Annotated in this window: 20 protein-coding genes; 16 read left to right on the top strand and 4 right to left on the bottom strand. The window is 70.6% G+C overall.

The window, feature by feature from the left end:
* Positions 1-22 precede the first annotated feature (22 nt).
* The 11 genes from rapZ to ACFXGX_RS28925 all read left to right on the top strand — a co-directional run bounded on the left by rapZ (position 23) and on the right by ACFXGX_RS28925 (position 13732).
* Positions 23-925, top strand: a complete 903-nt coding sequence (rapZ, locus tag ACFXGX_RS28975; RefSeq protein ID WP_384796558.1) for an RNase adapter RapZ — start codon at positions 23-25, stop codon at positions 923-925.
* A complete protein-coding gene (gene yvcK / locus ACFXGX_RS28970) occupies positions 922-1992 on the top strand; it encodes a uridine diphosphate-N-acetylglucosamine-binding protein YvcK (RefSeq protein WP_384796514.1) in 1071 nt (356 codons plus the stop codon). The genes rapZ and yvcK overlap by 4 nt, the downstream gene beginning before the upstream one ends.
* Positions 1983-2972, top strand: coding sequence for a DNA-binding protein WhiA (gene whiA / locus ACFXGX_RS28965; protein ID WP_328453718.1), 990 nt, complete (start codon positions 1983-1985; stop codon positions 2970-2972). The genes yvcK and whiA overlap by 10 nt, the downstream gene beginning before the upstream one ends.
* Before the next feature lie 228 nt (positions 2973-3200).
* Complete coding sequence (locus tag ACFXGX_RS28960; protein WP_384796512.1) at positions 3201-6158, top strand: M14 family zinc carboxypeptidase; 2958 nt, start codon at positions 3201-3203, stop codon at positions 6156-6158.
* Positions 6159-6350: 192 nt separating this feature from the next.
* Positions 6351-7361 (top strand): type I glyceraldehyde-3-phosphate dehydrogenase, encoded by a 1011-nt coding sequence (gene gap, locus ACFXGX_RS28955; protein ID WP_384796510.1) that lies wholly within the window; start codon positions 6351-6353, stop codon positions 7359-7361.
* A gap of 142 nt (positions 7362-7503) precedes the next feature.
* A complete protein-coding gene (locus ACFXGX_RS28950) occupies positions 7504-8715 on the top strand; it encodes a phosphoglycerate kinase (protein WP_384796508.1) in 1212 nt (403 codons plus the stop codon).
* A gap of 5 nt (positions 8716-8720) precedes the next feature.
* Positions 8721-9497, top strand: coding sequence for a triose-phosphate isomerase (gene tpiA / locus ACFXGX_RS28945; protein WP_384796506.1), 777 nt, complete (start codon positions 8721-8723; stop codon positions 9495-9497).
* Between the two features lie 98 nt (positions 9498-9595).
* Positions 9596-9832 carry a preprotein translocase subunit SecG gene (gene secG, locus ACFXGX_RS28940; protein ID WP_355774192.1) on the top strand — a complete coding sequence of 79 codons (237 nt, stop codon included), beginning with the start codon at positions 9596-9598 and terminating at the stop codon, positions 9830-9832.
* A gap of 281 nt (positions 9833-10113) precedes the next feature.
* The gene (locus ACFXGX_RS28935; RefSeq protein WP_019709569.1) at positions 10114-10401 is read left to right on the top strand and encodes an RNA polymerase-binding protein RbpA; all 288 of its coding nucleotides are present in this window, start codon (positions 10114-10116) and stop codon (positions 10399-10401) included.
* Between the two features lie 628 nt (positions 10402-11029).
* Complete coding sequence (gene pgi, locus ACFXGX_RS28930) at positions 11030-12682, top strand: glucose-6-phosphate isomerase (protein ID WP_384796503.1); 1653 nt, start codon at positions 11030-11032, stop codon at positions 12680-12682.
* Positions 12683-12841: 159 nt separating this feature from the next.
* Positions 12842-13732: a hypothetical protein gene (locus tag ACFXGX_RS28925; protein WP_384796501.1), complete on the top strand. Its 891-nt coding sequence runs from the start codon at positions 12842-12844 to the stop codon at positions 13730-13732.
* 6 nt (positions 13733-13738) lie between these two features.
* On the opposite strand, the gene ACFXGX_RS28920 is transcribed toward ACFXGX_RS28925, so the two are convergent.
* Genes ACFXGX_RS28920 through ACFXGX_RS28905 form a run of 4 tightly spaced genes read right to left on the bottom strand, consistent with a single transcriptional unit; the run spans position 13739 to position 17508 of the window.
* Positions 13739-16030 carry an ABC transporter permease gene (locus ACFXGX_RS28920; protein WP_384796499.1) on the bottom strand — a complete coding sequence of 764 codons (2292 nt, stop codon included), beginning with the start codon at positions 16028-16030 and terminating at the stop codon, positions 13739-13741.
* A 6-nt stretch (positions 16031-16036) separates the two neighbouring features.
* A complete protein-coding gene (locus ACFXGX_RS28915) occupies positions 16037-16177 on the bottom strand; it encodes a hypothetical protein (RefSeq protein WP_384796497.1) in 141 nt (46 codons plus the stop codon).
* A 6-nt stretch (positions 16178-16183) separates the two neighbouring features.
* Positions 16184-16996: an ABC transporter ATP-binding protein gene (locus tag ACFXGX_RS28910; protein ID WP_384796496.1), complete on the bottom strand. Its 813-nt coding sequence runs from the start codon at positions 16994-16996 to the stop codon at positions 16184-16186.
* Positions 16993-17508, bottom strand: coding sequence for a PadR family transcriptional regulator (locus ACFXGX_RS28905; RefSeq protein ID WP_384796494.1), 516 nt, complete (start codon positions 17506-17508; stop codon positions 16993-16995). The genes ACFXGX_RS28910 and ACFXGX_RS28905 overlap by 4 nt, the downstream gene beginning before the upstream one ends.
* A gap of 221 nt (positions 17509-17729) precedes the next feature.
* On the opposite strand from ACFXGX_RS28905, the gene ACFXGX_RS28900 reads away from it, so the two are divergent.
* From ACFXGX_RS28900 to ACFXGX_RS28880, 5 genes are all read left to right on the top strand, one after another.
* Complete coding sequence (locus ACFXGX_RS28900) at positions 17730-19004, top strand: ABC transporter substrate-binding protein (RefSeq protein ID WP_384796492.1); 1275 nt, start codon at positions 17730-17732, stop codon at positions 19002-19004.
* A 216-nt stretch (positions 19005-19220) separates the two neighbouring features.
* Entirely contained in the window at positions 19221-20879 is a 1659-nt protein-coding gene (locus ACFXGX_RS28895) for a glycoside hydrolase family 13 protein (protein WP_384796556.1), read from the top strand.
* On the top strand, positions 20876-22201 hold the full coding sequence (locus ACFXGX_RS28890) for an ABC transporter substrate-binding protein (protein ID WP_384796490.1): 1326 nt from the start codon (positions 20876-20878) through the stop codon (positions 22199-22201). The genes ACFXGX_RS28895 and ACFXGX_RS28890 overlap by 4 nt, the downstream gene beginning before the upstream one ends.
* Before the next feature lie 6 nt (positions 22202-22207).
* Positions 22208-23566, top strand: coding sequence for an ABC transporter permease subunit (locus tag ACFXGX_RS28885; RefSeq protein ID WP_384796488.1), 1359 nt, complete (start codon positions 22208-22210; stop codon positions 23564-23566).
* Positions 23563-24402, top strand: coding sequence for a carbohydrate ABC transporter permease (locus tag ACFXGX_RS28880; RefSeq protein ID WP_384796486.1), 840 nt, complete (start codon positions 23563-23565; stop codon positions 24400-24402). The genes ACFXGX_RS28885 and ACFXGX_RS28880 overlap by 4 nt, the downstream gene beginning before the upstream one ends.
* The last annotated feature ends 194 nt before the right edge of the window (positions 24403-24596 follow it).

The raw sequence follows: 24596 nt of genomic DNA, 5'->3' as shown, positions 1-24596 counted from the left end.
CGCCCCCCGCGTCGCGCGGGGGGTGGGGCCCGGCGCGCGGGGGGCGGGGGGCGCGCCCCCCGCCGACCCCCCCGTTGGGGGTAGAATCCCGGGCTGGGCCGCCCCCGGCCGGTCCACGGCCGCCAAGTGTCTGGAGGACCTCGGCTGGTTCGTCGTCGACAACCTGCCGCCCGCCCTGATCCCCACCATGGTGGAGCTCGGAGCCCGCTCCCAGGGCAACGTGGCACGGATCGCCGTCGTCGTCGACGTACGCGGCCGGCGGTTCTTCGACAACCTCCGCGAATCCCTCGCCGACCTGGAGTCCAAGAACGTCACCCGGCGGATCGTCTTCCTGGAGTCCTCCGACGAGGCCCTGGTGCGCCGCTTCGAGTCGGTGCGCCGGCCGCACCCCCTCCAGGGCGACGGCCGCATCGTGGACGGGATCGCGGCCGAGCGCGAGCTGCTGCGCGAGCTGCGCGGTGACGCCGACCTGGTCATCGACACCTCCAGCCTGAACGTGCACGAGCTGCGCGCCAAGATGGACGCCCAGTTCGCGGGCGATGAGGAGCCCGAGCTGCGGGCCACCGTCATGTCCTTCGGCTTCAAGTACGGCCTCCCGGTCGACGCCGACCTCGTCGTGGACATGCGCTTCCTGCCGAACCCGCACTGGGTCCCCGAGCTGCGCCCCTTCACCGGCCTGAACGAAGAGGTCTCGGCCTACGTCTTCAACCAGCCCGGCGCCAAGGAGTTCCTCGACCGCTACGCCGAGCTGCTCCAGCTCATCGCCGCCGGATACCGGCGCGAGGGCAAGCGCTATGTGACCATCGCCGTCGGCTGCACCGGCGGCAAGCACCGCTCGGTGGCGACCGCCGAGAAGCTCGCCGCCCGCCTCGCCTCCCAGGGCGTGGAGACCGTGCTCGTCCACCGGGACATGGGGCGCGAGTGACCGGACGTACTGCCCTGCGGCTGAGCCGGCTGCGCCGGGAGATCCCCGGGGACCGAGCCGGCCGGCCGGCCGCGGCGCGCGGCGCCAAGCCACGCCGCCGCGGCGCACAGCCCAAGGTCGTCGCCCTCGGCGGCGGCATGGGGCTGTCCGCCTCGCTCGCCGCGCTGCGCCGGATCACCGGCGACCTCACCGCCGTCGTCACCGTGGCCGACGACGGCGGCTCCAGCGGACGCCTGCGCGACGAGCTGGGCGTCCTGCCGCCCGGTGATCTGCGCAAGGCGCTGGCGGCGCTGTGCGGCGACGACGACTGGGGCCAGACCTGGGCCCGCGTCATCCAGCACCGCTTCCAGTCCAAGGGCGACCTGCACGAACACGCGGTCGGCAATCTGCTGATCGTCGCCCTGTGGGAGCAGCTCGGGGACCATGTCCAGGCCCTCGACCTGGTCGGCAGGCTGCTCGGCGCGCACGGCCGGGTGTTGCCCATGTCCGCCGTGCCCCTGGAGCTCCAGGCCCTGGTCAAGGGGCACGACCCCGACCGGCCGGACGAGGTCGGCACCGTCCGGGGCCAGGCGAACGTGGCGCTCACCCGGGGCGAGGTCCAGTCCGTGCTCGTCGTACCGCAGGATCCCCCGGCCGTGCCCGAGGCCGTGGCCGCGGTCCTCGACGCGGACTGGGTGGTCCTCGGCCCCGGCTCCTGGTTCTCGTCGGTCATTCCGCATCTTCTGGTGCCCGAACTCCTGGACGCCCTGAGCCGGACCAGAGCGCGCCGGGTACTCTCCCTGAACCTCGCACCGCAGCCCGGAGAAACCGAAGGCTTCTCCCCGCAGCGTCATTTGGAGGTTTTGGGACGACACGCCCCTAAACTCGCCCTGGACGTGGTGCTGGCCGACGAGGCTGCCGTGCCCGACCGCGAGTCACTCGCCGACGCCGCCAAGCGGTTCGGCGCCGCGGTCGAGCTGGCGCCGGTGGCCAGGCCCGATGGATCTCCGCGGCACGATCCGGAGCTGTTGGCCGCCGCGTACGACCGTATTTTTCGGATGCATGGAAGGATCGGCCCATGGCGATGACGGCAGCGGTGAAGGATGAGATCTCCCGGCTCCCCGTCACCCGGACCTGCTGCAGGAAGGCGGAGGTCTCCGCCGTCCTGCGGTTCGCCGGCGGCCTCCACCTGGTGAGCGGCCGGATCGTGATCGAGGCGGAGCTGGACACCGCGATGGCGGCGCGCCGCCTGAAGCGGGACATTCTGGAGATCTTCGGCCACAGTTCCGAACTGATCGTGATGGCGCCCGGCGGACTGCGCCGCGGTTCGCGCTACGTGGTGCGCGTCGTCGCGGGGGGTGACCAGCTCGCCCGGCAGACAGGGCTCGTGGACGGGCGGGGACGCCCGATCCGCGGACTGCCGCCGCAGGTGGTCTCGGGGGCCACCTGCGACGCCGAGGCCGCCTGGCGCGGGGCCTTCCTGGCCCACGGCTCGCTCACCGAGCCCGGCCGTTCCTCGTCCCTCGAGGTGACCTGCCCGGGACCGGAGGCCGCGCTCGCGCTCGTCGGTGCCGCCCGCCGGCTCTCGATCGCGGCGAAGGCCCGCGAGGTGCGCGGTGTCGACCGGGTCGTCGTCCGCGACGGCGACGCGATCGGCGCGCTGCTGACCCGCCTCGGCGCGCACGAGTCGGTGCTGGCCTGGGAGGAGCGGCGGATGCGCCGCGAGGTCCGCGCGACGGCGAACCGGCTCGCCAACTTCGACGACGCCAACCTGCGCCGCTCGGCGCGCGCCGCCGTCGCCGCCGGCGCCCGTGTCCAGCGCGCCCTGGAGATCCTCGCGGACGAGGTGCCGGAGCACCTGGCCGCCGCCGGACGGCTGCGCATGGAGCACAAGCAGGCCTCCCTGGAGGAGCTGGGCGCGCTCGCCGACCCGCCGCTGACGAAGGACGCCGTCGCGGGCCGTATCCGCCGGCTGCTGGCGATGGCCGACAAGCGGGCGCAGGACCTCGGGATCCCCGGGACGGAGTCGAGTCTGTCCGAGGAGATGGCGGACAACCTCGCGGGCTGACCCGGATCGCGGGGCGGCGTGAGAGACGTGCGCGAGTTCCGGACCTGCGCGGGTGGTGTGAAATACCTGCCGGAAAATCTGACAGAAGCTCAATATGCCGGCGCCGATGCCCTCTTGGGAGATCGGCGCCGGCTTCTGTCTGCCCGCGAGGCGCCCTTGACTTGACCTTGAAGTGTCATGAGCCTGGCATCCGTTCGCTGCTGTGGCGGACCCGTGCAAGGGGGACTCATGAGACGAAGAGCGAGCGCGATCCTCGCTACCGGCGCGCTCCTGCTGGGCGGTGCGGCCGTGGCGCCGGTCGCCCGGGCACAGGAGGGCAGTTCACCCAAGCCCGACGCGAACGCCGTGAAGGTGTTCCGCGCGGAGGTCACGAAACAGCAGGTACCCCTGCTGCTCGCGGCCGGCCAGGACAGTCACGAGCTCGGCGACACGACCTGGAAGAACGGCAGGAGCACGGTCGAGGTCTACGTCACCGACCAGCAGGCGAGGAAGCTGGAGAAGCAGGGCGTCGACCTCACCGAGCACACCCTGTCCGCCAAGGCCGAGGACCGCGTCGCCGACGCTGCCCAGGGCGTGTTCCGCCCCTACAGCGGGAAGGGCAACCTCCAGGAGGAGATCGTCGAGACGGGTCGGGCGAACCCCGGCCTGACGAAGGTCGTCTCCATCGGCAAGACCCTGAACGGCCAGGACATCCTCGCGCTGAAGCTGACCAAGGGCGCCAGGAAGACCAAGGACGGCTCCAAGCCGTCGGTGCTGTACATGTCCAACCAGCACGCGCGCGAGTGGATCACGCCCGAGATGACGCGGCGGCTGATGCACTACTACCTGGACAACTACTCCACGGACAAGCGCGTCAAGAAGATCGTCGACTCCACCGAGCTGTGGTTCGTCCTGTCGGCCAACCCCGACGGCTACGACTACACCTTCAAGGACGCCGACACCCGCCAGTGGCGCAAGAACCTGCGGGACGTGAACGGCGACGGCGTCATCGCCACCGGTGACGGCGTCGACCTCAACCGCAACTTCTCCTACAAGTGGGGCTACGACGACGAGGGTTCGTCCCCCAACCCCACCAGCGAGACCTACCGGGGCACGAGCCCCGGGTCCGAGCCCGAGACCAAGGCGCTCGACGCCTTCGAGAAGCGCGTCGGCTTCACGTACGGGATCAACTACCACTCCGCCGCCGAACTGCTGCTCTACGGAGTGGGCTGGCAGGTGGCGACGCCGACACCGGACGACGTGCTCTACAAGTCGCTCGCCGGAACGCCCGAGAAGTCCGCGATCCCGGGCTATCACCCGCAGGTCTCATCGGAGCTCTACACCACCAACGGCGAGGCGGACGGCCACGCCGGCAATGTCAACGGCACGGCGATGTTCACCCCCGAGATGTCGACCTGTGAGACCGCCTCGGACCTCGACCCGAACGACGCCTGGAACGCCGCGGACTGCGCCTCGGTCTTCACCTTCCCGGACGACGAGAAGCTGATCGAGCAGGAATTCGAGAAGAACGTCCCGTTCGCGCTCTCCGTCGCCGAGACCGCGGCCCACCCCGACCGGCCCTCCTCCTCGGTCGGCCTCGACGCACCCGACTTCACCCCGTCCGCCTTCACGACGTCGTACGGCCGCGGCGCGGACCAGAAGGTCTCCGTCGTCGTCCGCAAGTCCGTACGCGACAAGAAGCTCAAGTACCGCGTCAACGGCGGCCGTACGCACGACACGGCGCTCAGGGCATGGCGCGGCGGCGAGACCTACGGCGGCACGGACAACCTCTACTTCGACGAGTACCGCGCCAAGGTCGAGGACGCCCGCCCCGGTGACACGGTCGAGGTCTGGTTCACCGGCGAGACCAGGAGTGGGAAGCCGACCTCCAGCACCCGCTTCACGTACACCGTGGCCCAGCGGCCGCGCGCCGACGTGCTCGTGGTCGCCGAGGAGGGCGGGGCCGCCACACAGGCGCAGACCTATGTCGACGCGCTGAAGGCCGACGGAAGGAAGGCGCTCGTCTGGGACGTCGCCACCCAGGGCGCGCCGGACGCGCTCGGCGTGCTCGGCCACTTCGGCACGGTCGTCCACTACACCGGCGCCCCGCGGCCCGGAAACGCCACCCAGCTCCAGCTCCGCGCCTACCTCAACGAGGGCGGCAAGCTCGTCGAGGCGGGCGAACTGGCCGGCGGCAGCGTCGACCTCGGCGGCGGCACCCTCTCGAACGACTTCAGCCAGTACTACCTGGGCGCCTACTCCCGTACGTCCACACCCGGCGCCAAGGGCTTCACCGGATCCGGCGGGCTCGACGGCGCCACCGGCACCCTCGGTGACGCGCCCGGCAACCCGCTGAACGCGGCGGGCACCTACGGCGTCACCTCGGACTCGCTCTCCCCGGCGCAGTACCCGCAGTTCGCCTCCGGCGCGGGAGCGGGACAGTTCAGCGGGACCGTGAACCCGTACGGGCCGTACGAGGGCTCGTACATGGCCGCCGCGGTGCACACCGACGACGCCTACAAGCGGCTGACCCGCACCATCGACCTCACCGGCGTCACCGCCGCCGACAAGCCGACGCTGCGCTCCCAGATGCTGTGGGACACCGAGCCCGGCTACGACCACGCGGTCGTCGAGGTCCACACGACCGGGGCCGACGACTGGACCACCCTCCCCGAGGCGGGCGGCGCCAGCTCGGCAGCCGTCCCGACCGAGTGCGAGGCCGGCTTCCTCGCCCGGGAACACCCGTGGATCAAGCACTATCTGACCGTGAGCGCGGCGGGTTGCACCGCCACGGGTTCCAGCGGGCAGTGGAACAGTCTCACCGGCGCGTCCAGCGGCTGGCAGCCGGTCGCGTTCGACCTGAGCGCGTACGCCGGCCGGTCGATCGAGGTGTCGATCGGCTACATCACCGACCCGAGCACGGGCGGCCACGGCGTCCTCGTCGACAACACCGCCCTCGTGGTCGGCGGCACCAGCACCGGGACCGAGGGCTTCGAGACCTCCCTCGGCCCCTGGACCGTCGCCGGTCCGCCCGCGGGCAGCCCGGCGGTTCTGCGGGACTGGGCACGCACCGGCGAACTCTTCAGGACATATGGAGCGGTCACCACGGACGACACCGTGCTGCTGGGCTTCGGCCTGGAACACGTCGGCACGGCGGCCGACCGCGCGGCCCTCATCGGAAAGGCACTCTCGGCACTTGACGACTGACGGTCCGTGACAATCCCATGATCGGCAAGGGTGATCCGTACCCCTACTGGCGGGTACGGATCACCCTGCCGTGTATGGCCGTGGTCGATGTCACTCAGGGGCCTTGGGGGAGGTAGGGTCGGAGGCGGTCGGGGACATCCCATACAAACTCGCCGACACTTGAGTCGGCGTACCTAACGAGGAGATCGGTTCGTGACGATCCGCGTAGGCATCAACGGCTTTGGCCGCATCGGTCGTAACTACTTCCGCGCGCTGCTGGAGCAGGGTGCTGACATCGAGATCGTGGCTGTCAACGACCTGGGTGACACCGCGACCACCGCCCACCTTCTGAAGTACGACACCATTCTGGGCCGCCTCAAGGCCGAGGTGTCGCACACCGCCGACACGATCACCGTCGACGGCCACACCATCAAGGTCCTGTCCGAGCGCAACCCCTCCGACATCCCGTGGGGCGAGCTGGGCGTCGACATCGTCATCGAGTCGACGGGCATCTTCACGAAGAAGGCCGACGCCGAGAAGCACATCGCCGGCGGCGCCAAGAAGGTCCTCATCTCGGCTCCGGCCAAGGATGAGGACATCACCATCGTGATGGGCGTCAACCAGGACAAGTACGACCCGGCGAACCACAACATCATCTCCAACGCCTCCTGTACCACCAACTGTGTGGCGCCGATGGCCAAGGTTCTCGACGAGAACTTCGGCATCGTCAAGGGCCTGATGACGACGGTTCACGCGTACACGAACGACCAGCGCATCCTGGACTTCCCGCACTCGGACCTGCGTCGCGCCCGTGCCGCCGCCGAGAACATCATCCCGACCACGACCGGTGCCGCCAAGGCCACCGCCCTGGTCCTCCCGCAGCTCAAGGGCAAGCTGGACGGCATCGCCATGCGCGTCCCGGTCCCGACCGGCTCGGCCACCGACCTGGTCGTGACGCTCCAGCGCGAGGTCACCAAGGACGAGGTCAACGCCGCGTTCAAGAAGGCCTCCGACGACGGCGACCTCAAGGGCTTCCTGGCGTACACCGAGGACCAGATCGTCTCCTCGGACATCGTCGGCGACCCGGCCTCCTGCACCTTCGACTCCTCCCTGACCATGGTCCAGGAGGGCAACACGGTGAAGATCCTCGGCTGGTACGACAACGAGTGGGGCTACTCCAACCGTCTCGTCGACCTCACGGTCTTCGTCGGCGGCCAGCTCTAGTTCCCGGAGCAGGCACCTCGATGTGAGCCAGGGCTCGGGCAGCGCGACGCCGCGCTGTCCGGGCCCTGCGCCACGTAGTGACCGATCGCCCGGATCGGTCACCTCTCGCGGATCTGAAGAGCCTTCCCCAGGAGTCCCTTTCATGAAGACGATCGACGAGCTTCTCGCCGAAGGAGTGGCCGGCAAGCGGGTATTCGTCCGCGCCGACCTCAACGTGCCGCTGGCGAACGGCCTCATCACCGACGACGGCCGCATCCGAGCCGTCCTGCCCACCGTCAAGGCGCTGGCCGACGCGGGCGCCAAGGTCATCGTCGCCTCGCACCTGGGCCGCCCCAAGGGCGCCCCGGACCCGGCGTTCTCCCTCCTCCAGCCCGCCGAGCGACTCGGTGAACTGCTCGGCGCGCCCGTCGCGTTCGCGCAGGACACCGTCGGCCCCGCCGCCCACGAAGCGGTGGACGGCCTGGAGCCCGGCCAGGTGGCGGTCATCGAGAACCTCCGCTTCAACGCGGGCGAGACGTCCAAGGACGACACCGAGCGCGGCGAGTTCGCCGACCGGCTCGCCGCCCTGGCCGACATCTATGTGGGCGACGGCTTCGGCGCGGTCCACCGCAAGCACGCCTCCGTGTACGACCTTCCGGCCCGGCTGCCGCACTACGCCGGCTACCTCATCGCCACCGAGGTCGGCGTCCTGAAGAAGCTCACCGAGGACGTCGCGCGGCCGTATGTCGTCGCGCTCGGCGGCTCCAAGGTCTCCGACAAGCTCGCCGTCATCGACCAGCTCCTCGGCAAGGCCGACCGCATCCTGATCGGCGGCGGCATGGCCTTCACCTTCCTCAAGGCCAAGGGCTACGAGGTCGGCACCTCCCTGCTGCAGGAGGACCAGATCCCGGCCGTCACCGAGTACATGGAGCGCGCCGAGAAGCTGGGCGTCGAGCTGGTGCTCCCGGTCGACGTCGTCGTCGCCCCCGGATTCCCGGACCTCAAGGCCAAGGCGCCCACCGAGCACACCGCCGTCGACGCGGACAAGATGCCCGCGGGACAGCTCGGCCTGGACATCGGCCCGGAGACCGGTGCCCTCTACGCAGCCAAGCTCGCCGACGCCGAGACCGTGTTCTGGAACGGTCCCATGGGCGTCTTCGAGCACCCCGACTACGCCGAGGGCACCAAGGCGGTCGCCCAGGCCCTCGTCGAGTCCAAGGGCTTCACCGTCGTCGGCGGCGGAGACTCCGCCGCCGCGGTGCGCACCCTCGGTTTCGACGAGAACGCATTCGGCCACATCTCGACCGGTGGCGGCGCCTCCCTCGAATACCTCGAGGGCAAGACGCTCCCCGGCCTCGCCGCACTGGAGGACTGACCTAGATGAGCACGCGCACGCCGCTGATGGCGGGCAACTGGAAGATGAACCTCAACCACCTCGAGGCCATCGCGCACGTCCAGAAACTCGCCTTCGCCCTGGCCGACAAGGACTACGAGGCCTGCGAGGTCGCCGTCCTGCCGCCCTTCACCGACCTGCGCTCCGTGCAGACCCTGGTCGACGGCGACAAGCTCAAGATCAAGTACGGGGCCCAGGACCTGTCCGCGCAGGACTCCGGCGCCTACACCGGCGAAATCTCCGGCTCGATGCTGGCCAAGCTGAAGTGCACGTACGTGGCCGTCGGCCACTCCGAGCGCCGCCAGTACCACAACGAGACCGACGAGATCGTGAACGCCAAGGTCAAGGCCGCCTACAAGCACGGCCTGACCCCGATCCTGTGCGTGGGCGAGGAACTGGACGTCCGCGAGGCGGGCAACCACGTCTCCCACACCCTCGCCCAGGTCGAGGGCGGTCTGAAGGACCTCTCCGCCGAGCAGGCCGAGTCCGTCGTGATCGCGTACGAGCCCGTGTGGGCCATCGGCACCGGCAAGGTCTGCGGCGCCGACGACGCGCAGGAGGTCTGCGCCGCGATCCGCGCCAAGCTCGCCGAGCTGTACTCCCAGGAGCTGGCCGACCGGGTCCGCATCCAGTACGGCGGCTCGGTGAAGTCCGGCAACGTCGCCGAGATCATGGCGAAGCCCGACATCGACGGCGCTCTGGTCGGCGGCGCGTCGCTCGACGCCGACGAGTTCGTCAAGATCGTCCGGTTCCGCGACCAGTAAGTATGCGGTAGCGGCGATTCGTCGTACCCTTGCGGGGGTCTGGTGCTCTCGCGCCGGACCCCCGTCGTCCATCCAGTCCCGAGGAAGTTGGTCCAGCCGTGGTTTTGGGGTTCTCGATCGCCCTGATCGTCTTCAGCCTGCTGCTGATGCTGCTCGTGCTGATGCACAAGGGGAAGGGCGGCGGTCTTTCCGACATGTTCGGTGGCGGCATGCAGTCGTCCGTCGGTGGCTCCTCGGTGGCCGAGCGCAACCTCGACCGCATCACCGTGGTGCTCGGCCTGCTCTGGTTCACGTGCATCGTCGTGCTCGGCGTCCTGATGAAGATCAACAACTGATCCGACCGGCATCGGTACGGCAGCACAACTGCACATCACGCAAGCACATTCCGCACGTAAGGCCCCATGTCCGGTACGCGCCTCCAGGCGCCGCCTATCATGGGGCTTGCGTCTAGGGGTGGGGATGTAACTCCAATCACTGGACGCGCGTTGGGCCTTACGTAGACTGAGGCGCTCGCAACGAAGCGACACGCCGACTCGCTTCGCGGCACCATCACGCAGGGAGTTACACCGTGGCAAGTGGCAACGCGATCCGAGGAAGCCGGGTCGGGGCGGGGCCGATGGGCGAGGCCGAGCGCGGCGAGTCCGCGCCGCGGCTGCGCATCTCCTTCTGGTGCTCCAACGGGCACGAGACGCAGCCCAGCTTCGCCAGCGACGCGCAGGTTCCCGACACCTGGGACTGCCCGCGCTGCGGCTTCCCCGCCGGACAGGACCGGGAAAACCCGCCGGACCCGCCGCGCACCGAGCCCTACAAGACGCACCTCGCGTACGTGCGGGAGCGGCGCAGCGACGCGGACGGCGAGGCGATCCTCGCCGAGGCGCTCGCCAAACTGCGGGGCGAGATCTAGGAGTTGAGAACCGGCCGGGCATCCCATGGGTGTCTGGCCGGAACGGTTTCACGGCGACGTCGATGCCGGATCCGCTCCGTCGCCGGGTCCGCCATGTCCTGATGCCCGCACAGAGGGCTGACCTGGCCCGCTGGGCTTCTCGTGTTCCGGTCGCACGCCGGTGCGATGCGGTGCGGTGCCGTGCGGTGGCCTGCTGTGCTGTGCCGCGCGGGCGGTGGGCGGGTCACGCCGATGCAGCAGTGCGGGCCGGAATTCGTGCCGGGCACGTCGGATCGTCATTCCCTACAGTCCGGACCCGGAGCCACGCCTGGCGCACCGCCCTGCCCTCTGCCCCTTGCCTCCTGCCCCTGCCCCTGCCCCTGCCCCTTGCCTCCTGCCCCTGCCCCTGCCCCTGCCCCTGCCCCTGCCCCTGCCCCTGCCCCTGCCCCTGCTCCCGCTCTGCGAGGCGGGCCGTCGCCCCCTCTCTCGCCGTCATCCCGCTGACACCTGCGGGCCAGTCGGACGTATCTGTTGTTGAGCCGGCGGACGCACTACGACAGCTCGTGTCCAGCCCTGATCAATTAGGTTGGGACCGGCAGCGGGGCAAGGTACGCAGCAGCACAGGCAGGAAAGAAGGCGGAAGTCCGAGATGAACGCAGAAAGCCGTACCAGGCTCAACCAGACACCCGAGTGGACCGCTCTGGCCAAGCACCGCGAGGAGCTCGCGGGCACCCATCTGCGCGACCTGTTCGCGGCCGACGCGGGACGCGGCTCCGGCTACTCGCTCCAGGTCGGCGATCTGCACGTCGACTACTCCAAGCACCTCGTCACCGACGAGACGCTCCGGCTGCTGCGCGAGCTGGCCGTCGCCACGGACGTGTTCGGGCTGCGGGACGCGATGTTCCGGGGCGAGAGGATCAACACGACCGAGGACCGGGCGGTGCTGCACACGGCGCTGCGGGCGCCGCGGGACGCGGTGGTCGAGGTCGACGGGGAGAACGTCGTGCCGGCCGTGCACGCGGTCCTGGACAAGATGGCGGACTTCGCCGGGCGGGTCCGCTCGGGCGAATGGACCGGTCACACCGGCAAGCGCATCAAGAACGTCGTGAACGTCGGCATCGGCGGCTCCGACCTCGGCCCCGCCATGGCCTACGAGGTGCTGCGCTCCTTCACCGACCGCTCGCTGACCGTGCGGTTCGTGTCGAACGTGGACGGCGCCGACCTGCACGAGGCCGTGCGGGACCTGGACCCGGCGGAGACGCTGTTCGTCATCGCCTCCAAGACCTTCACCACGATCGAGACGATCACGAACGCCACCTCCGCGCGTGACTGGCTCCTGACCGGTCTGAAGGCGGGGCAGGACGCGGTCGCGAAGCACTTCGTGGCGCTGTCGACGAACGCGGAGAAGGTGTCGGACTTCGGCATCGACACCGCGAACATGTTCGAGTTCTGGGACTGGGTCGGCGGGCGCTACTCGTTCGACTCGGCGATCGGCCTGTCGCTGATGATCGCGATCGGCCCGGACCGCTTCCGCGAGATGCTCGACGGTTTCCACCTCGTCGACGAGCACTTCCGCACGGCTCCCGCGGAGGCCAACGCGCCTTTGCTGATGGGCCTGCTGGGCATCTGGTACGGCAACTTCCACGACGCGCAGTCGCACGCCGTGCTGCCGTACTCGCACTACCTGTCGAAGTTCACGGCCTACCTCCAGCAGCTCGACATGGAGTCCAACGGCAAGTCCGTGGACCGTGACGGCAGCCCGGTGGAGTGGCAGACGGGACCGGTGGTGTGGGGCACGCCGGGCACCAACGGCCAGCACGCCTACTACCAGTTGATCCACCAGGGCACGAAGCTGATCCCCGCCGACTTCATCGGCTTCGCCGAGCCCGTGGCCGACCTGCTGCCGGGCCTGGTCGCCCAGCACGACCTGCTGATGGCGAACTTCTTCGCCCAGACGCAGGCGCTGGCCTTCGGCAAGACCCCGGACGAGGTCCGCGCCGAGGGTGTGCCCGAGGAACTGGTGCCGCACAAGACGTTCCAGGGCAACCACCCGACCACCACGATCCTGGCGAAGGAGCTGACCCCGTCCGTCCTGGGTCAGTTGATCGCCCTCTACGAGCACAAGGTGTTCGTCCAGGGCGCCGTCTGGAACATCGATTCCTTCGACCAGTGGGGCGTCGAACTCGGCAAGGTGCTCGCCAAGCGCGTCGAACCCGCCCTCACCGAGGGCGCCGACGTCCCCGGACTCGACGAGTCGACCAAGGCCCTCGTCGCCAAGTACCGGACACTGCGGGGCCGTTGAGCCTGATTGAGGGGAAGCGGGCGGTGGGAGTCCGCCCGCTTCCCGTAGCATCCCCGGTGATCACGACGGCGATCGTTCGGGGGAGCGGAAGTGACCGGGTCACGTGAGAGATGGACGAGGGACAGGCTGACGGTCCGGACTTTCCTGAAGCCGAAACGGATGGCGAACGCGCTGTTCCACCCGGCGTGGATTCCCGAGCCCGTCGATCCGTCGGTGGAGCGGCTCAAGCGTGTGCGGGTCGTCGCCGGAGCGGTCGCGGCGTTCGGTGTGTACACCTTCGTGCGGCACAAGTTCGACACCACGGAGATCCTGGGCAACGTCCTGACGGCGGCCGTCGTCCTGCTGTTCATCACGCCGCTGACCGTGGGCGTGATGCTCTTCGTATGGCGGCGCACCGGAACCGTCCGGCAGCTGAGGCACCCGCTCCTCGGCTCGCTCAAACTGCTGGTGCTGTTCATCGGCATGGCCGTGACCGCCGTGTTCCTCATGCAGCTCGCGACCGCCGTCGGAGGCGTCGCGATCGTTCCGCTGGGTTTCGCGGCGCTCTGGCTGCTCGGCGTGGTCGCCTACGGGGCGGTGCAACTGTCCGGGAACTACTTCGGCTCCGCGGCCGTGCACCGCTGTCTGCCGCCGCTGCTGGCCGCCGTGACGACCTGGCTCATGGCCATCCCCGACCTGGTCACCGGTGACCTGCACGGGCTCAGCCTCACGATGGGTGTCGTCTTCATCCTGGGCGCCCCCGTGACGGTCACCGCCATCGCGGCCCTGGAGATGAACCGCCTCCGCCGCCACCACGGGATCAGACTCCGCGCACACCCCGCGACCCTGCCGGTGCCGCGTCCCCCGGCCCCGCCCGGATTCCCGCCGCCCGGCGGTCACGTTCCCCCCTGGGGCACCCCTGCCGGGCCCGGGCACCGGCACATTCCCCACCCCCACGGGGGCCCGTCGGACCCGCGCCCGCAGGGCGGCCCGTACGCCCCTGACCCCCGGGGGAACCAGCCCGCTCCAGGCACGCGGGCTCCGTACGGCCGAGGTCCGTACGGGGCGTGACCGGGATCAGGCCGCCGCGCTCAGGGTGTCCGCCAGCCGTCGGCGGGCCGCCCGGGCGGCGGGCAGGGCGGCGAGAGCGGCGGCGCCCAGCACCGCGGCGCCGCCGAACAGCAGCAGGAGCACGGCGGACGGTCCCCGCGCGACACCCGCCCCGATCCCGCTCGACCTGCCCTGGGCATCGATCAGCCAGTGCGCGAGGGGCAGACCCAGCGCCGTACCGGCGAGGACCGCCGCGAACGCCGTACACCCCGTGGACGTCACGGTGATTGCGGTGATCTGCCGCGGTGTCAGCCCGATCGCCTTCAGCGCCAGCAGATCCCGCTCGCCCTCGCGGACCGTGCCGCCGATCGCGGTGAGCAGCTCGATGAGCCCGATCAGGGCCAGGACGGCGATCAGTCCTACGACGACTCCGCGCAGTGGCGAGAGCCCGTCGGCCGGGTTCGACACGGCGTGCACGTCGAAGCGTCCGTGCGCGGAGGCGGTCAGCTCCGCGGCCACCCGGTGCGGGTCCGCGCCGGGGCGCAGCCGGAGCTGGTAGAGCGTCGGCCGGAGTTCCGGGTCGTTCTCACGGAGGGTGTCGAGCGAGGTGGAGATGACCCGGCCCCCGTTCTCCGGCTCGATGTTCCGTCCCACGATATGCAGGTTCTGCGGCTGTTCACCCACGGTCACCCGCACCCAGTCGCCGACCCGCACGTCCAGCAGGTCGAGCAGGCCCTGACCTGCCACCGCCTCGTCCGATCCGCGCGCGGGGCGGCCCTCGGCCAGCGAGAACGGGTACGGGTCCTGCCGGGTGCCGAGGCCGCGCAGCGCGATCGTGCCCGTCTGGCCGGGGACCAGGGCGGGCACCTGGATGCCCGGGTGGACACCGGTGACCCGCGGGTTCCGGTCGAGCAGGGCCCGTACACCGGAATCGGACAGACTCCCGTCCGGCCGGACGGTGAGCGTGGCGGCGAGACCGAGCTGATCGGGCCTGCTGTGGAAACGGTCGATGGTCGTCCAGGCGCTCATGGCCACCACGATCAGCAGCAGCGGCAGCGCGAGGCGGGCGACCGTGGCCAGCGAGCGCGGCCGGCGGGCGAACGCCTTGTGCCAGCCCAGCACCAAGGCGGACGGCAACCGCAGTCCCAGCGCCCCGCGCGCCGCGCGCGGCAGTCCGCCACCGAGCGGTGCGGCGGCGCGCAGCCCCGGCACCGGTGACACCCGTCCGGCCCGCCACGCGGCGAGCCCGGTCGTCGCGGCGATGAACAGCACCACCGCCGCGGGCACCGAGAAGAGCGCCGCGGTATGCCCCGGGAGTCCCTGCCACACACCGACCGCGTCCCCGAGACGCCCGGGGACCCGGCTGCCCAGCGCCTGCGTGAGCGCGCCAGCGAGCACGGCGCCCAGCAGCGCGAACGCCACGTGCTGCAGCAGGAAGATGCGAACCACCTGGCCCGGCGTGAAGCCGATCGCCTTCAGTACCGAGATGTCCCGGAGATGGCCACGGATCCGGGTGCCGATGGCACCGTGCGCGGCGAGCCCCGCGGCGACCAGCGCGCCCAGGCCGAACAGGCCGAGAACCTGCCCGAGCAGCCGGTTGTCACCCTGCGCCTCGGCCCGTGCCTGCTGCCAGGGGGAGACCTCGGTGACCGCGCCGGCGCCGAGGAGGGTGACCGCCCGCTGGACCGCGTAGTCCGTGTCGCCGGGATCGTCCAGCCGCAGCCCGATCACCTGCCCGGCGCGCCCGGCGGTGCCCCGCACCGCCGACGGGAGTGCCCACACCAGGCCCGACCGCTCTCCCGGGCTGTACCGGGGCTCGGCGCTGTCGGCCACGCCGAGCACGGTCAGCTCCCGGGCGGTGCCCGGCACGGTGAGGGTGTCGCCCGGTTCCGCCCACAGTGCCCGGGCGAGGCTGCTCTCCAGCACCACGCCGTCCGCGTCGGCGGGGTCGAGCCAGCGTCCGGAAGCGAGCAGCGGGCGTCCCATGGAGGGCTCACCGGTGGCGCCGCGCAGTTCGACCGCTGCGCGGGTTCCGCGTGACTCGACGGTGGTCGCGGCCGTGGGATAGGGGCCCGCGACGGAGTCCACTCCGTCCACGTCGGCGAGTCGTTGTGCCTGCGACGACGGTCCGGTGTGGATCCACACGTGCGCTCCGTGCGACTGGGTGAAGACCCGCTGCCATGGGTTGGTCGCGTAGCCGAAGAGCGCGGTGGCCAGCAGCAACGAGGCGACGATCCCGGCGGTGGCGAGCACGATGAACAACGCCTCGCCCCGGTGGGTGCGCAGATCGGCGTGCGCCCAGCGCAACGTGGCACGCATCCCCGCTCAGCCTCTCGGCTCGCGGACGGGGACCGCGGTACGGACGACGGAGGCGACCGGGGTCACCGAAGCCGGGGCGGCGGCCGGAACAGCGGAGGCGAGGAGCGCGACCGGAACGACGGAGGCTGAGGGGGAGAGGTCGGGCATGCCGGTTCAGTCCCTCAGTTCCAGAACGCCGGAAATGCCCAGGTTCCGCGACGGCGTGCCGTCGAGCTCCGCGTCGTCGGCGATACGGCCGTCGAAGAAGCTGATCACCCGGTCCGCGGCGCTGGCGAGCCGCGCGTCATGGGTGACCAGCAGGATCGTCTGTCCGCGCCGGTGGAAACGGGACAGCAGCCGGGTCACCTCGCGGGTGCCCTTGCTGTCCAGGCTTCCCGCGGGCTCGTCGGCGAGCAGCAGAGGGGGATGGTTCACCAGTGCCCGGGCCAGTGCGACGCGCTGCTGCTCACCGCCGGACAGCTCGCCCGGCATGCTGCGCTCCTTCCCCTGAAGCCCCAGCTCGGCGAGCAGTTGCTCGCGCTCGGCGCGCGCCTGTTTGGGAGAGACCCCGGCGAGCAGGGCCGGCAGTTCGACGTTGTCGGCGACCGAGAGGTTCGACACCAGGTTGAAGAACTGGAACACGATGCCGATGCGGCGTCGGCGCTCGACCGCCCAGCGGGCCTCGCCGTATCCGTCCGTGCGGGCGCCGTCCAGCCAGATGCTGCCGGAGTCCGGCCGCTGGAGTCCGCCGAGCAGATGCAACAGGGTCGACTTCCCGGCGCCGGAGGGGCCGGTGACGGCCACGAACTCGCCCCGCCTCACACAGAGGTCGACGCCACGCACGGCATGTGCGGGGGCCCCCTCCCCGTAGTGGGTCTTGACCAGGTTCCGTGCGCGCAGCACGGCGGTCTCCCCGGTGCCCGGCGAAGGGCTCTCGGACCGCGCCGACGGGTTCTCGGCGCGTGGCTCGGGAGGGGTGCGGCTCATCCCTGCTCCTCCAACTCCTCCTGGCAGCGTTCCAGCCAGTCGAGATCGGCCTGCAGATGCAGCATGGCGCCCTCGATGAGCAGCTGGGAGATGCGGTTGTCCCGGTTCTCGGTCGTGGCGAGCTTCGACAGTTCGCGCATGGTGTTCAGATACCGGCGCCGCTGTTTGTTGATCAGGGCGATCTGGTCGGCGAGACCGGTCTGCGGCGCGAGCGCGAGCTTCATGAAGAACTCGTCCCGCACCCGCGGTTCGTCCGCCGTCTCCTCGTACCAGGCGCGCAGCGCCTCACGCCCGGCGTCGGTGAGGTGGTAGATCTTCTTGTTGGGCCGGCTCGACTGCTCGACCTCCTCGCCCTCGATCAGTCCCGACTTCTCGAGGCGGCCGAGCGTCACATAGATCTGGCCGACGTTCGGCTGAGGGTACGCGGAGCCCAGCAGTTGCTCAAGGTCCTGCTTGAGTTCGTAGCCGTGGGCCGGGCCGCGTGCCAGCAGGGCCAGGAGGGGCAGCCGCACTCGTGCTCTCCTCCCCCTCTTCTCTCTCTTCTTCTCGGTCCGCCCCCGGGGCGGACCGGCCGCTCACGGCATGCTCGTCAGGTGTCGCGGGCCCATGTGCCGAACCTCCGTGCGTCGGAGGGCAATGTGCCGCAGGCCCTAGTATCGCCCATACCTAACAGGTATACATGGCTTCTGACTCCGGGCGAAGGTGCCCGGTGCCGGTGTACAGGGAGGAACCTATGCGGTGGATGCGTGCCGCCGGTAGGGGCCTCCTGGTCGTCGCGGTCGTCCTGTCCGGATACGTCGCCTCGGGCTCGCCCGCCGACGGCGCGCGCGGGGGCGGACGCGGTCCGCTGACCCTGGCCACCGCGGGTGACCTCACCGATTATCTCGGACCGCTGCTCGACGGCTGGAACCGGGCGCACCCCGGCGAGAAGGTCACGCTCGTCGAACTCCCCGACTCCGCGGACGAGACCCACGCCCAGATGACCACCGACCTGCGCGGAGGCGACCGCAGCCGCTTCGACGTCCTCAACATCGATGTCGCGTGGACCTCGGAGTTCGCCGCCGCGGGCTGGATCGCCCCGCTGCCCCGCGACCGCTTCCCGCTCGACGCCTTCCTGCGGCCGGTGGAGGACACCGCGAGGTACGACGGGAGGCTGTACGCCGTCCCGTACGTCACCAACGCGGGACTGCTCCTCTACCGCAAGGACATCCTGGCCAAGGAAGGGGTCGCGCCGCCGCGCACCTGGGCCGAGCTGGAGCGGCAGGCAAGGACCATCGCGCCGAAGTACGGACTCGACGGTTACGCGGGCCAGTTCCTGCCCTACGAGGGCCTCACCGTGAACGCCGCCGAGGCGGTCTACTCGGCCGGCGGTTCGATCCTCGGTGACGAGGGCGAACGCGTCACGGTGGACTCCGCGGCGGCCCGCGAGGGCATCGGCTTCCTCGCCGACGGCGTGCGTGACGGCTGGATACCCGGAAAAGCGCTGATGTACAAGGAGCAGGAGTCCAAGCAGGCCTTTCAGGACGGGCATCTCCTCTTCCTGCGGAACTGGCCCTACGCCTACGTCAGTGCCTCCGCCCCGGGATCGGCCGTCGCCGGGAAGGTCGGCGCGGTGCCGCTGCCCGGCGCCGACGGTCCGGGCAGCAGTGTGCTGGGCGGCTCCAACCTCGCGGTCAACGCGCAGGCCCGGCACCCCGATTCGGCCGCGCGGCTCATCGCGTATCTCACCAGCGAACCGGTGCAGCGCCAGGTCCTGACCAAGGGCGCGCTGCCGCCCGTACGGGACGCGCTCTACAAGGACCCCGAACTGATCCGCGCGTTCCCCTACCTGCCGACGCTGCGCGCCGGCGTGCTCGCCGCGAAGCCGCGCCCCAAGAGCCCCCGCTACGACCAGGTGAGCCTCGTCGTGCAGGCCGTGGTGCACGACGCGATGACCGGGCACCAGACGCCCGAGGCCGCCGTGCGCCGCCTGGCGCGCGAGCTGGCGGACATCTCGCGCCGGGGCTGACCCCGTTCCAGTTCGCATCCGGCGACACCCCTTCCTAGTTACATGTTAGGTAACGCCGCCGTCTCATCTTCTGCTGAGCGGACTGAAAAATGCCCATTTAAAGGGCCTCGTTGACGCTACCTCCCGTCTACTCGTTGACATCTCCTCGACATGCCTACCTAACATGCATGCATAACCGAAGCCCACGCACAGACAGGTCTACGGGTGACGCTCAACATGCACCGCTGGTGGCGCGACGCAGTGATCTACCAGGTGTACGTCCGGAGCTTTCTGGACAGCACCGGGGACGGCATCGGTGATCTCGCCGGAGTCAGGGCCGGACTGCCGTACCTGAAGAAGCTCGGGGTCGACGGGATCTGGCTCAGCCCCTTCTACCCCTCGCCGCAGCACGACCACGGCTACGACGTCGCCGACCACTGCGACGTGGACCCGGTCTTCGGTGACCTCGCCGAGTTCGACCTGCTGATGACGGACGCCCGGCGCCTCGGCGTCCGGGTGCTCCTGGACATCGTCCCCAACCACTGCTCCAGCGAGCACCCGTGGTTCCGCGAGGCGCTGGCCTCGGCCCCCGGCAGCGCCGCCCGCGCCCTCTTCCACTTCGCGGACGGCCGCGGAGCGGACGGCGCCGAACCGCCCAACAACTGGCACGCCATGTTCGGCGGCCCCGCCTGGAGCAGGGTCACCGAGCCGGACGGCGCGCCGGGGCAGTGGTACCTGCACATGTTCACCCCGGAGCAGCCCGACCTGAACTGGCGCAACCCCGAGGTCGGCGGCCACTTTGACCACGTACTGCGCTTCTGGCTCGACCGGGGCGTCGACGGCTTCCGCATCGACGTGGCCGCCGGGCTCTACAAGCACCCCGGTCTGCCGGACTCGCCCGACCCCGGGGCCGACGCCCGCACCCGCGACTCGGTCAACCCGCTCGCCTGGAACCAGCCCGAGGTGCACGACGTCTGGCGTCACTGGCGGTCGGTGTGCGAGGAGTACACCGCCGAGGACGGCCGCGAACGGCTGCTCGTCGGCGAGGTCTCCGTGCCCACCGCCCGCGAGCACGCCCGGTACGTACGTCACGACGAGCTCCACCAGGCCTTCTTCTTCGACCTGTTGAGCGCGCCCTGGAACGCCGACGCCTTCCGCAAGGTCATCTCCGAGGCCATGCAGGACATCGCCGGCACCGGCTCGACCGTCACCTGGGTGCTCAACAACCACGACCAGGTCCGCACGGTCACCCGCTACGGCGAACTCGGAACCGAGGGCAGCGGCCTGGGTGCGGCCCGGGCCCGGGCCGCCGCGCTGCTGATGCTGGCGCTGCCCGGAGCCGCGTACATCTACCAGGGCGAGGAACTCGGACTGCCCGAGGTCGTCGACCTCCCCGACGACGTGCTCACCGATCCCATATTCCGCCGCACCGGGAGCCGCGCCAGGACCCGCGACGGCTGCCGGGTGCCACTGCCGTGGTCCGGGCACGCCTCACCGTTCGGGTTCACCCCGGGTGCGGAGAGCGCCGAACCGTGGCTGCCGCAGCCGGCCTACTTCGCCGAGTACGCGACCGACCGCGCCCTCGCCGACACCCGCTCCTTCTGGCACCTCTACCGCGACGGCCTCCAACTGCGGTCTGGACTGCCCCAGTTGGGCGAGGGCGAGCTGCGCTGGCTGGACACTGGGCCCGGGGTCCTCGCCTTCGTCCGCGGCGAGGGCCTGGTGTGCGCCGTCAACTTCGGCACAGCGCCGGCGCCGGCGCCGGTCGACGGAACCCCACTGCTGTCCAGCGGCCCCTGTCCGGCCGGGGTGCTCCCCGGCTCGACCGCCGCCTGGTGGATCAACGACCTTCAACCATCTCGCAGTTACCAGCCTTCGAAGGGACATCGACGATGATGCGACGACGTACCACCCTGCTCGCGAGCTGCACCGCCCTCGCCCTCACGCTCGGCGCGACCGCCTGCGGCGGCGGCCCCGTCTCCGCGGGCGGCGGTGACAAGGCGCTCGACGGCCAGACGATCACCGTGGCCGGGGTCTGGTCCGGCAGCGAGCAGAAGAACTTCCAGAAGGTGCTGGACGCCTTCACCGAGAAGACCGGCGCCAAGACGCAGTTCGTCTCCACCGGCGACAACGTCTCCACCGTCATCGGCAGCAAGATCGAGGGCGGCAAGGCCCCCGACGTGGTGATGGTCCCGCAGGTCGGCGTGCTCCAGCAGTTCGCGAAGCAGGGCTGGCTCGAACCGCTGTCCAAGACCGCCCGGACGGCGGTCGACGCCAACTACGCGCGTGTGTGGAAGGACTACGGCAGCGTCGACGGCACGCTGTACGGGCTCTACTTCAAGGCCGCGCACAAGTCCACCGTCTGGTACAGCCCCGAGGCCCTCGACCGGGCGGGCGTCGAGCCGCCGGCGACCTACGACGCGATGCTGAAAGCCGGGCACACGGTCTCCGACTCGGGTCTCGCCGCCTTCTCCGTGGCCGGACAGGACGGCTGGACGCTCACCGACTGGTTCGAGAACATCTACCTCTCCCAGGCCGGGCCCGAGAAGTACGACGCCCTGGCCACCCACGGGATCAAGTGGACCGACCCGACCGTGGTCGAGGCGCTCACCACCCTCGGCAAGCTCTTCAAGGACAGGCAGCTGCTGGCCGGCGGCCCGAAGGGGGCCCTGAACACCGACTTCCCGGGCTCCGTCGAGAAGGTCTTCGGCCCCAAGCCCGAGGCGGGCATGGTCTACGAGGGCGACTTCGTCGCCGGGGTCGCCAAGGACCAGTTCGGCAGGAAGATCGGCGCGGACGCGAACTTCTTCCCCTTCCCGGCGGTCTCCGGCGGTAAGGCGCCCGTGGTCAGCGGCGGCGACGCCGCCGTCGTCCTCAAGGACGGCGGGAACCAGAAGGCCGCCATGCGGTTCCTGGAGTACCTGACGACCCCCGAGGCGTCCGCGGTCTGGGCCGGGGCGGGCGGCTTCCTGTCCCCGAACAAGAAGCTCGACCTCGCCTCCTACGGCGACGACATCACCCGGGAGACCGCCAAGTCCCTCGTCGCCGCCGGGGACTCGGTCCGCTTCGACATGTCCGACCAGGCCCCGGCCGCGTTCGGCGGCACGAAGGGAGCCGGTGAGTGGAAGATCCTCCAGGACTTCCTGCGCGACCCGTCCGACCCGAAGGGCACCGCGGCCGAGCTGGAGAGCGCGGCGGCCAAGGCGTACAAGGGCTGATCGCGCATGACCGCCACGCTTCTGAAAGAGACGGGCCCGCCGCCGGTCGTCCCGGCCGACCGCAGACGGCGGGCCCGGCGCCGCGGCCGGGTCGTCGCTCTCGCCTTCGTCCTGCCCGCGCTGCTCCTGCTCGGCGCGCTCGTCGTCTACCCCGTGCTGTTCTCCGTGGGCCGCAGCTTCTTCGACGCCTCCGGCACCCGGTTCGTCGGCGGTGACAACTACACCGAGATGTTCCGCGACCCCGCCACGGCCAAGGCCGTCCGCAACACGGCGATCTGGGTGATCGTCGCACCGACCCTGCTCACCGGCCTCGGCCTCGTCCTCGCCGTCCTCGTCGAGAAGGTGCGCTGGGCGACGGCCTTCAAACTGCTGCTGTTCATGCCGATGGCGGTCTCCTTCCTCGCCGCGGGCATCATCTTCCGCCTCGCCTACGACGAGGATCCCGACAAGGGGGTGCTGAACGCGGCCGTCGTCTCCGTGCACGACGCCTTCGCCGGAACCTCGGCGTACCCGACCGCCCGCGTCCGCGAGGGCCAGGGCCTCACCGTGGGCGCCGACGGCTCGTACGGTACGACCGCTCCCGCGTCGCCGGGCCACACCGTGGCCCTCGGGCTGGTGGGCGTACTCCCCGAGGACCTGCCGCAGGGCGCGAGGTCCGCGTACGCCGCCGCCCGGCACCCGGCGGCTCCCGGCGAACTGCGCGGCGCCGTCTACCTGGACTTCACCCGTGGCGGGGGAGGGGAGCAGGGCAGGGCCGACCGCAAGGAGAGCGGACTGCCCGAGATGACGGTCGAGGCGGTGCGCGACGGTCACGCCGTCGCGACCGACACCACCGCGGCCGACGGCTCCTTCCGCTTCCCGGACCTCGCGGCGGGCTCCTACACCGTGCGGCTGCCCGCGGCGAACTTCGCCCCGCCGTACGAGGGCGTGTCCTGGCTCGGTCCGGCACTCGTCACGCCGGCGATCATCGGGGCCTACCTGTGGATCTGGACAGGCTTCGCCATGGTGCTGATCGGCGCGGGCCTCGCCGCGCTGCCGCGGGACGCGCTGGAGGCCGCCCGGATGGACGGCGCGAACGAGTGGCAGATCTTCCGCCGGATCACGGTCCCGCTGCTCGCACCGGTCCTGACCGTCGTCTTCGTGACCCTCGTCATCAACGTGATGAAGGTCTTCGACCTCGTCTACATCATCGCACCGGGACCGGTACAGGAGGACGCCACCGTGCTCGCCACCCAGATGTGGCTGGTGTCGTTCGGCGGCGGCAACAACCAGGGCCTCGGCAGCGCGCTCGGCGTGCTGCTCCTGATCCTGGTGATCCCCGCCATGGTCATCAACGTCCGCCGTTTCCGAGGGAGTCGACGATGAACGTGCTCAGGCGTGGGCTCGGCAGCGGCGTGGTGCAGGCGTTCCTCGTCGTCGTGGGCCTCGTGTGGCTCACCCCGCTCGCGGGCCTCTTCCTCTCCTCGCTGCGCTCGGCCCAGGACACCGCTCGGGGAGGCTGGTGGACCACGCTGAAGAGTCCGGGGCAGCTGTCCTTCGACAACTACTCGGCCCTGCTGGGCAACGAGGGGATGACCCGGGCGTTCTGGAACACCGTCCTGATCTCCGTCCCCGCGACCGTGCTCGTCGTCGTCCTCGCGGCGCTCGCCGGATACGCCTTCGCGTGGCTGGAGTTCCCGGGGCGCGACGCGATCTTCCTGCTGGTGGTCGCGCTGCTGGTGGTGCCGGTCCAGATCGGCCTGCTGCCGGTGGCCGAACTCTTCGGGCGACTGGGCCTGTTCGGCACGATCCCCGGAGTCGTCCTCTTCCACGTCTCCTACGGCCTGCCGTTCGCGATCTTCCTGCTGCGAAACTACTTCGCCGAGATGCCGAAGGAGATGCTGGAGGCGGCGCGTATGGACGGGGGCAACGAGTGGCGTATCTTCACCCGGCTGGTCCTCCCGGTCGGCAGGCCCGCCATCGCCAGTCTCGCCATCTTCCAGTTCCTCTGGGTCTGGAACGACATGCTGGTCGCCCTGCTCTTCGCCGACAGTTCATCGCAGCCGCTGACCGTCGAACTCCAGTCGCAGATAAGGCAGTTCGGCAGCAATATCGACGTCCTCGCGCCGGGCGCCTTCCTGTCTCTGGTGGTCCCGGTGGCGGTCTTCTTCGCCTTCCAGCGGCACTTCGTCCAGGGGGTGATGGCGGGGTCGGTGAAATGACGGCGGGCTCTCGCGGGTCCCACCGGCCCCGCGCTCGCCCGCATCTCGGAGCCGGATCCGAGGCCTGACACCCGGATCAGGCCCCGAAAGGCGGTCGCCCGGGGGGGCCGGGCCCCGGCGGGCCCCCCGCTGGGTGGCGGGGGGGGGGGGGCGGGGGTGGGGGGGCGGGGGGCGGCGCTGCGCGGGCAGCGCGG

The sequence above is a fragment of the Streptomyces sp. NPDC059371 genome, from assembly GCF_042751995.1.
Classification (GTDB): domain Bacteria; phylum Actinomycetota; class Actinomycetes; order Streptomycetales; family Streptomycetaceae; genus Streptomyces.
Note: the sequence above shows the minus strand (reverse complement) of the source record. Positions and strands in the feature narration are given on the sequence as shown.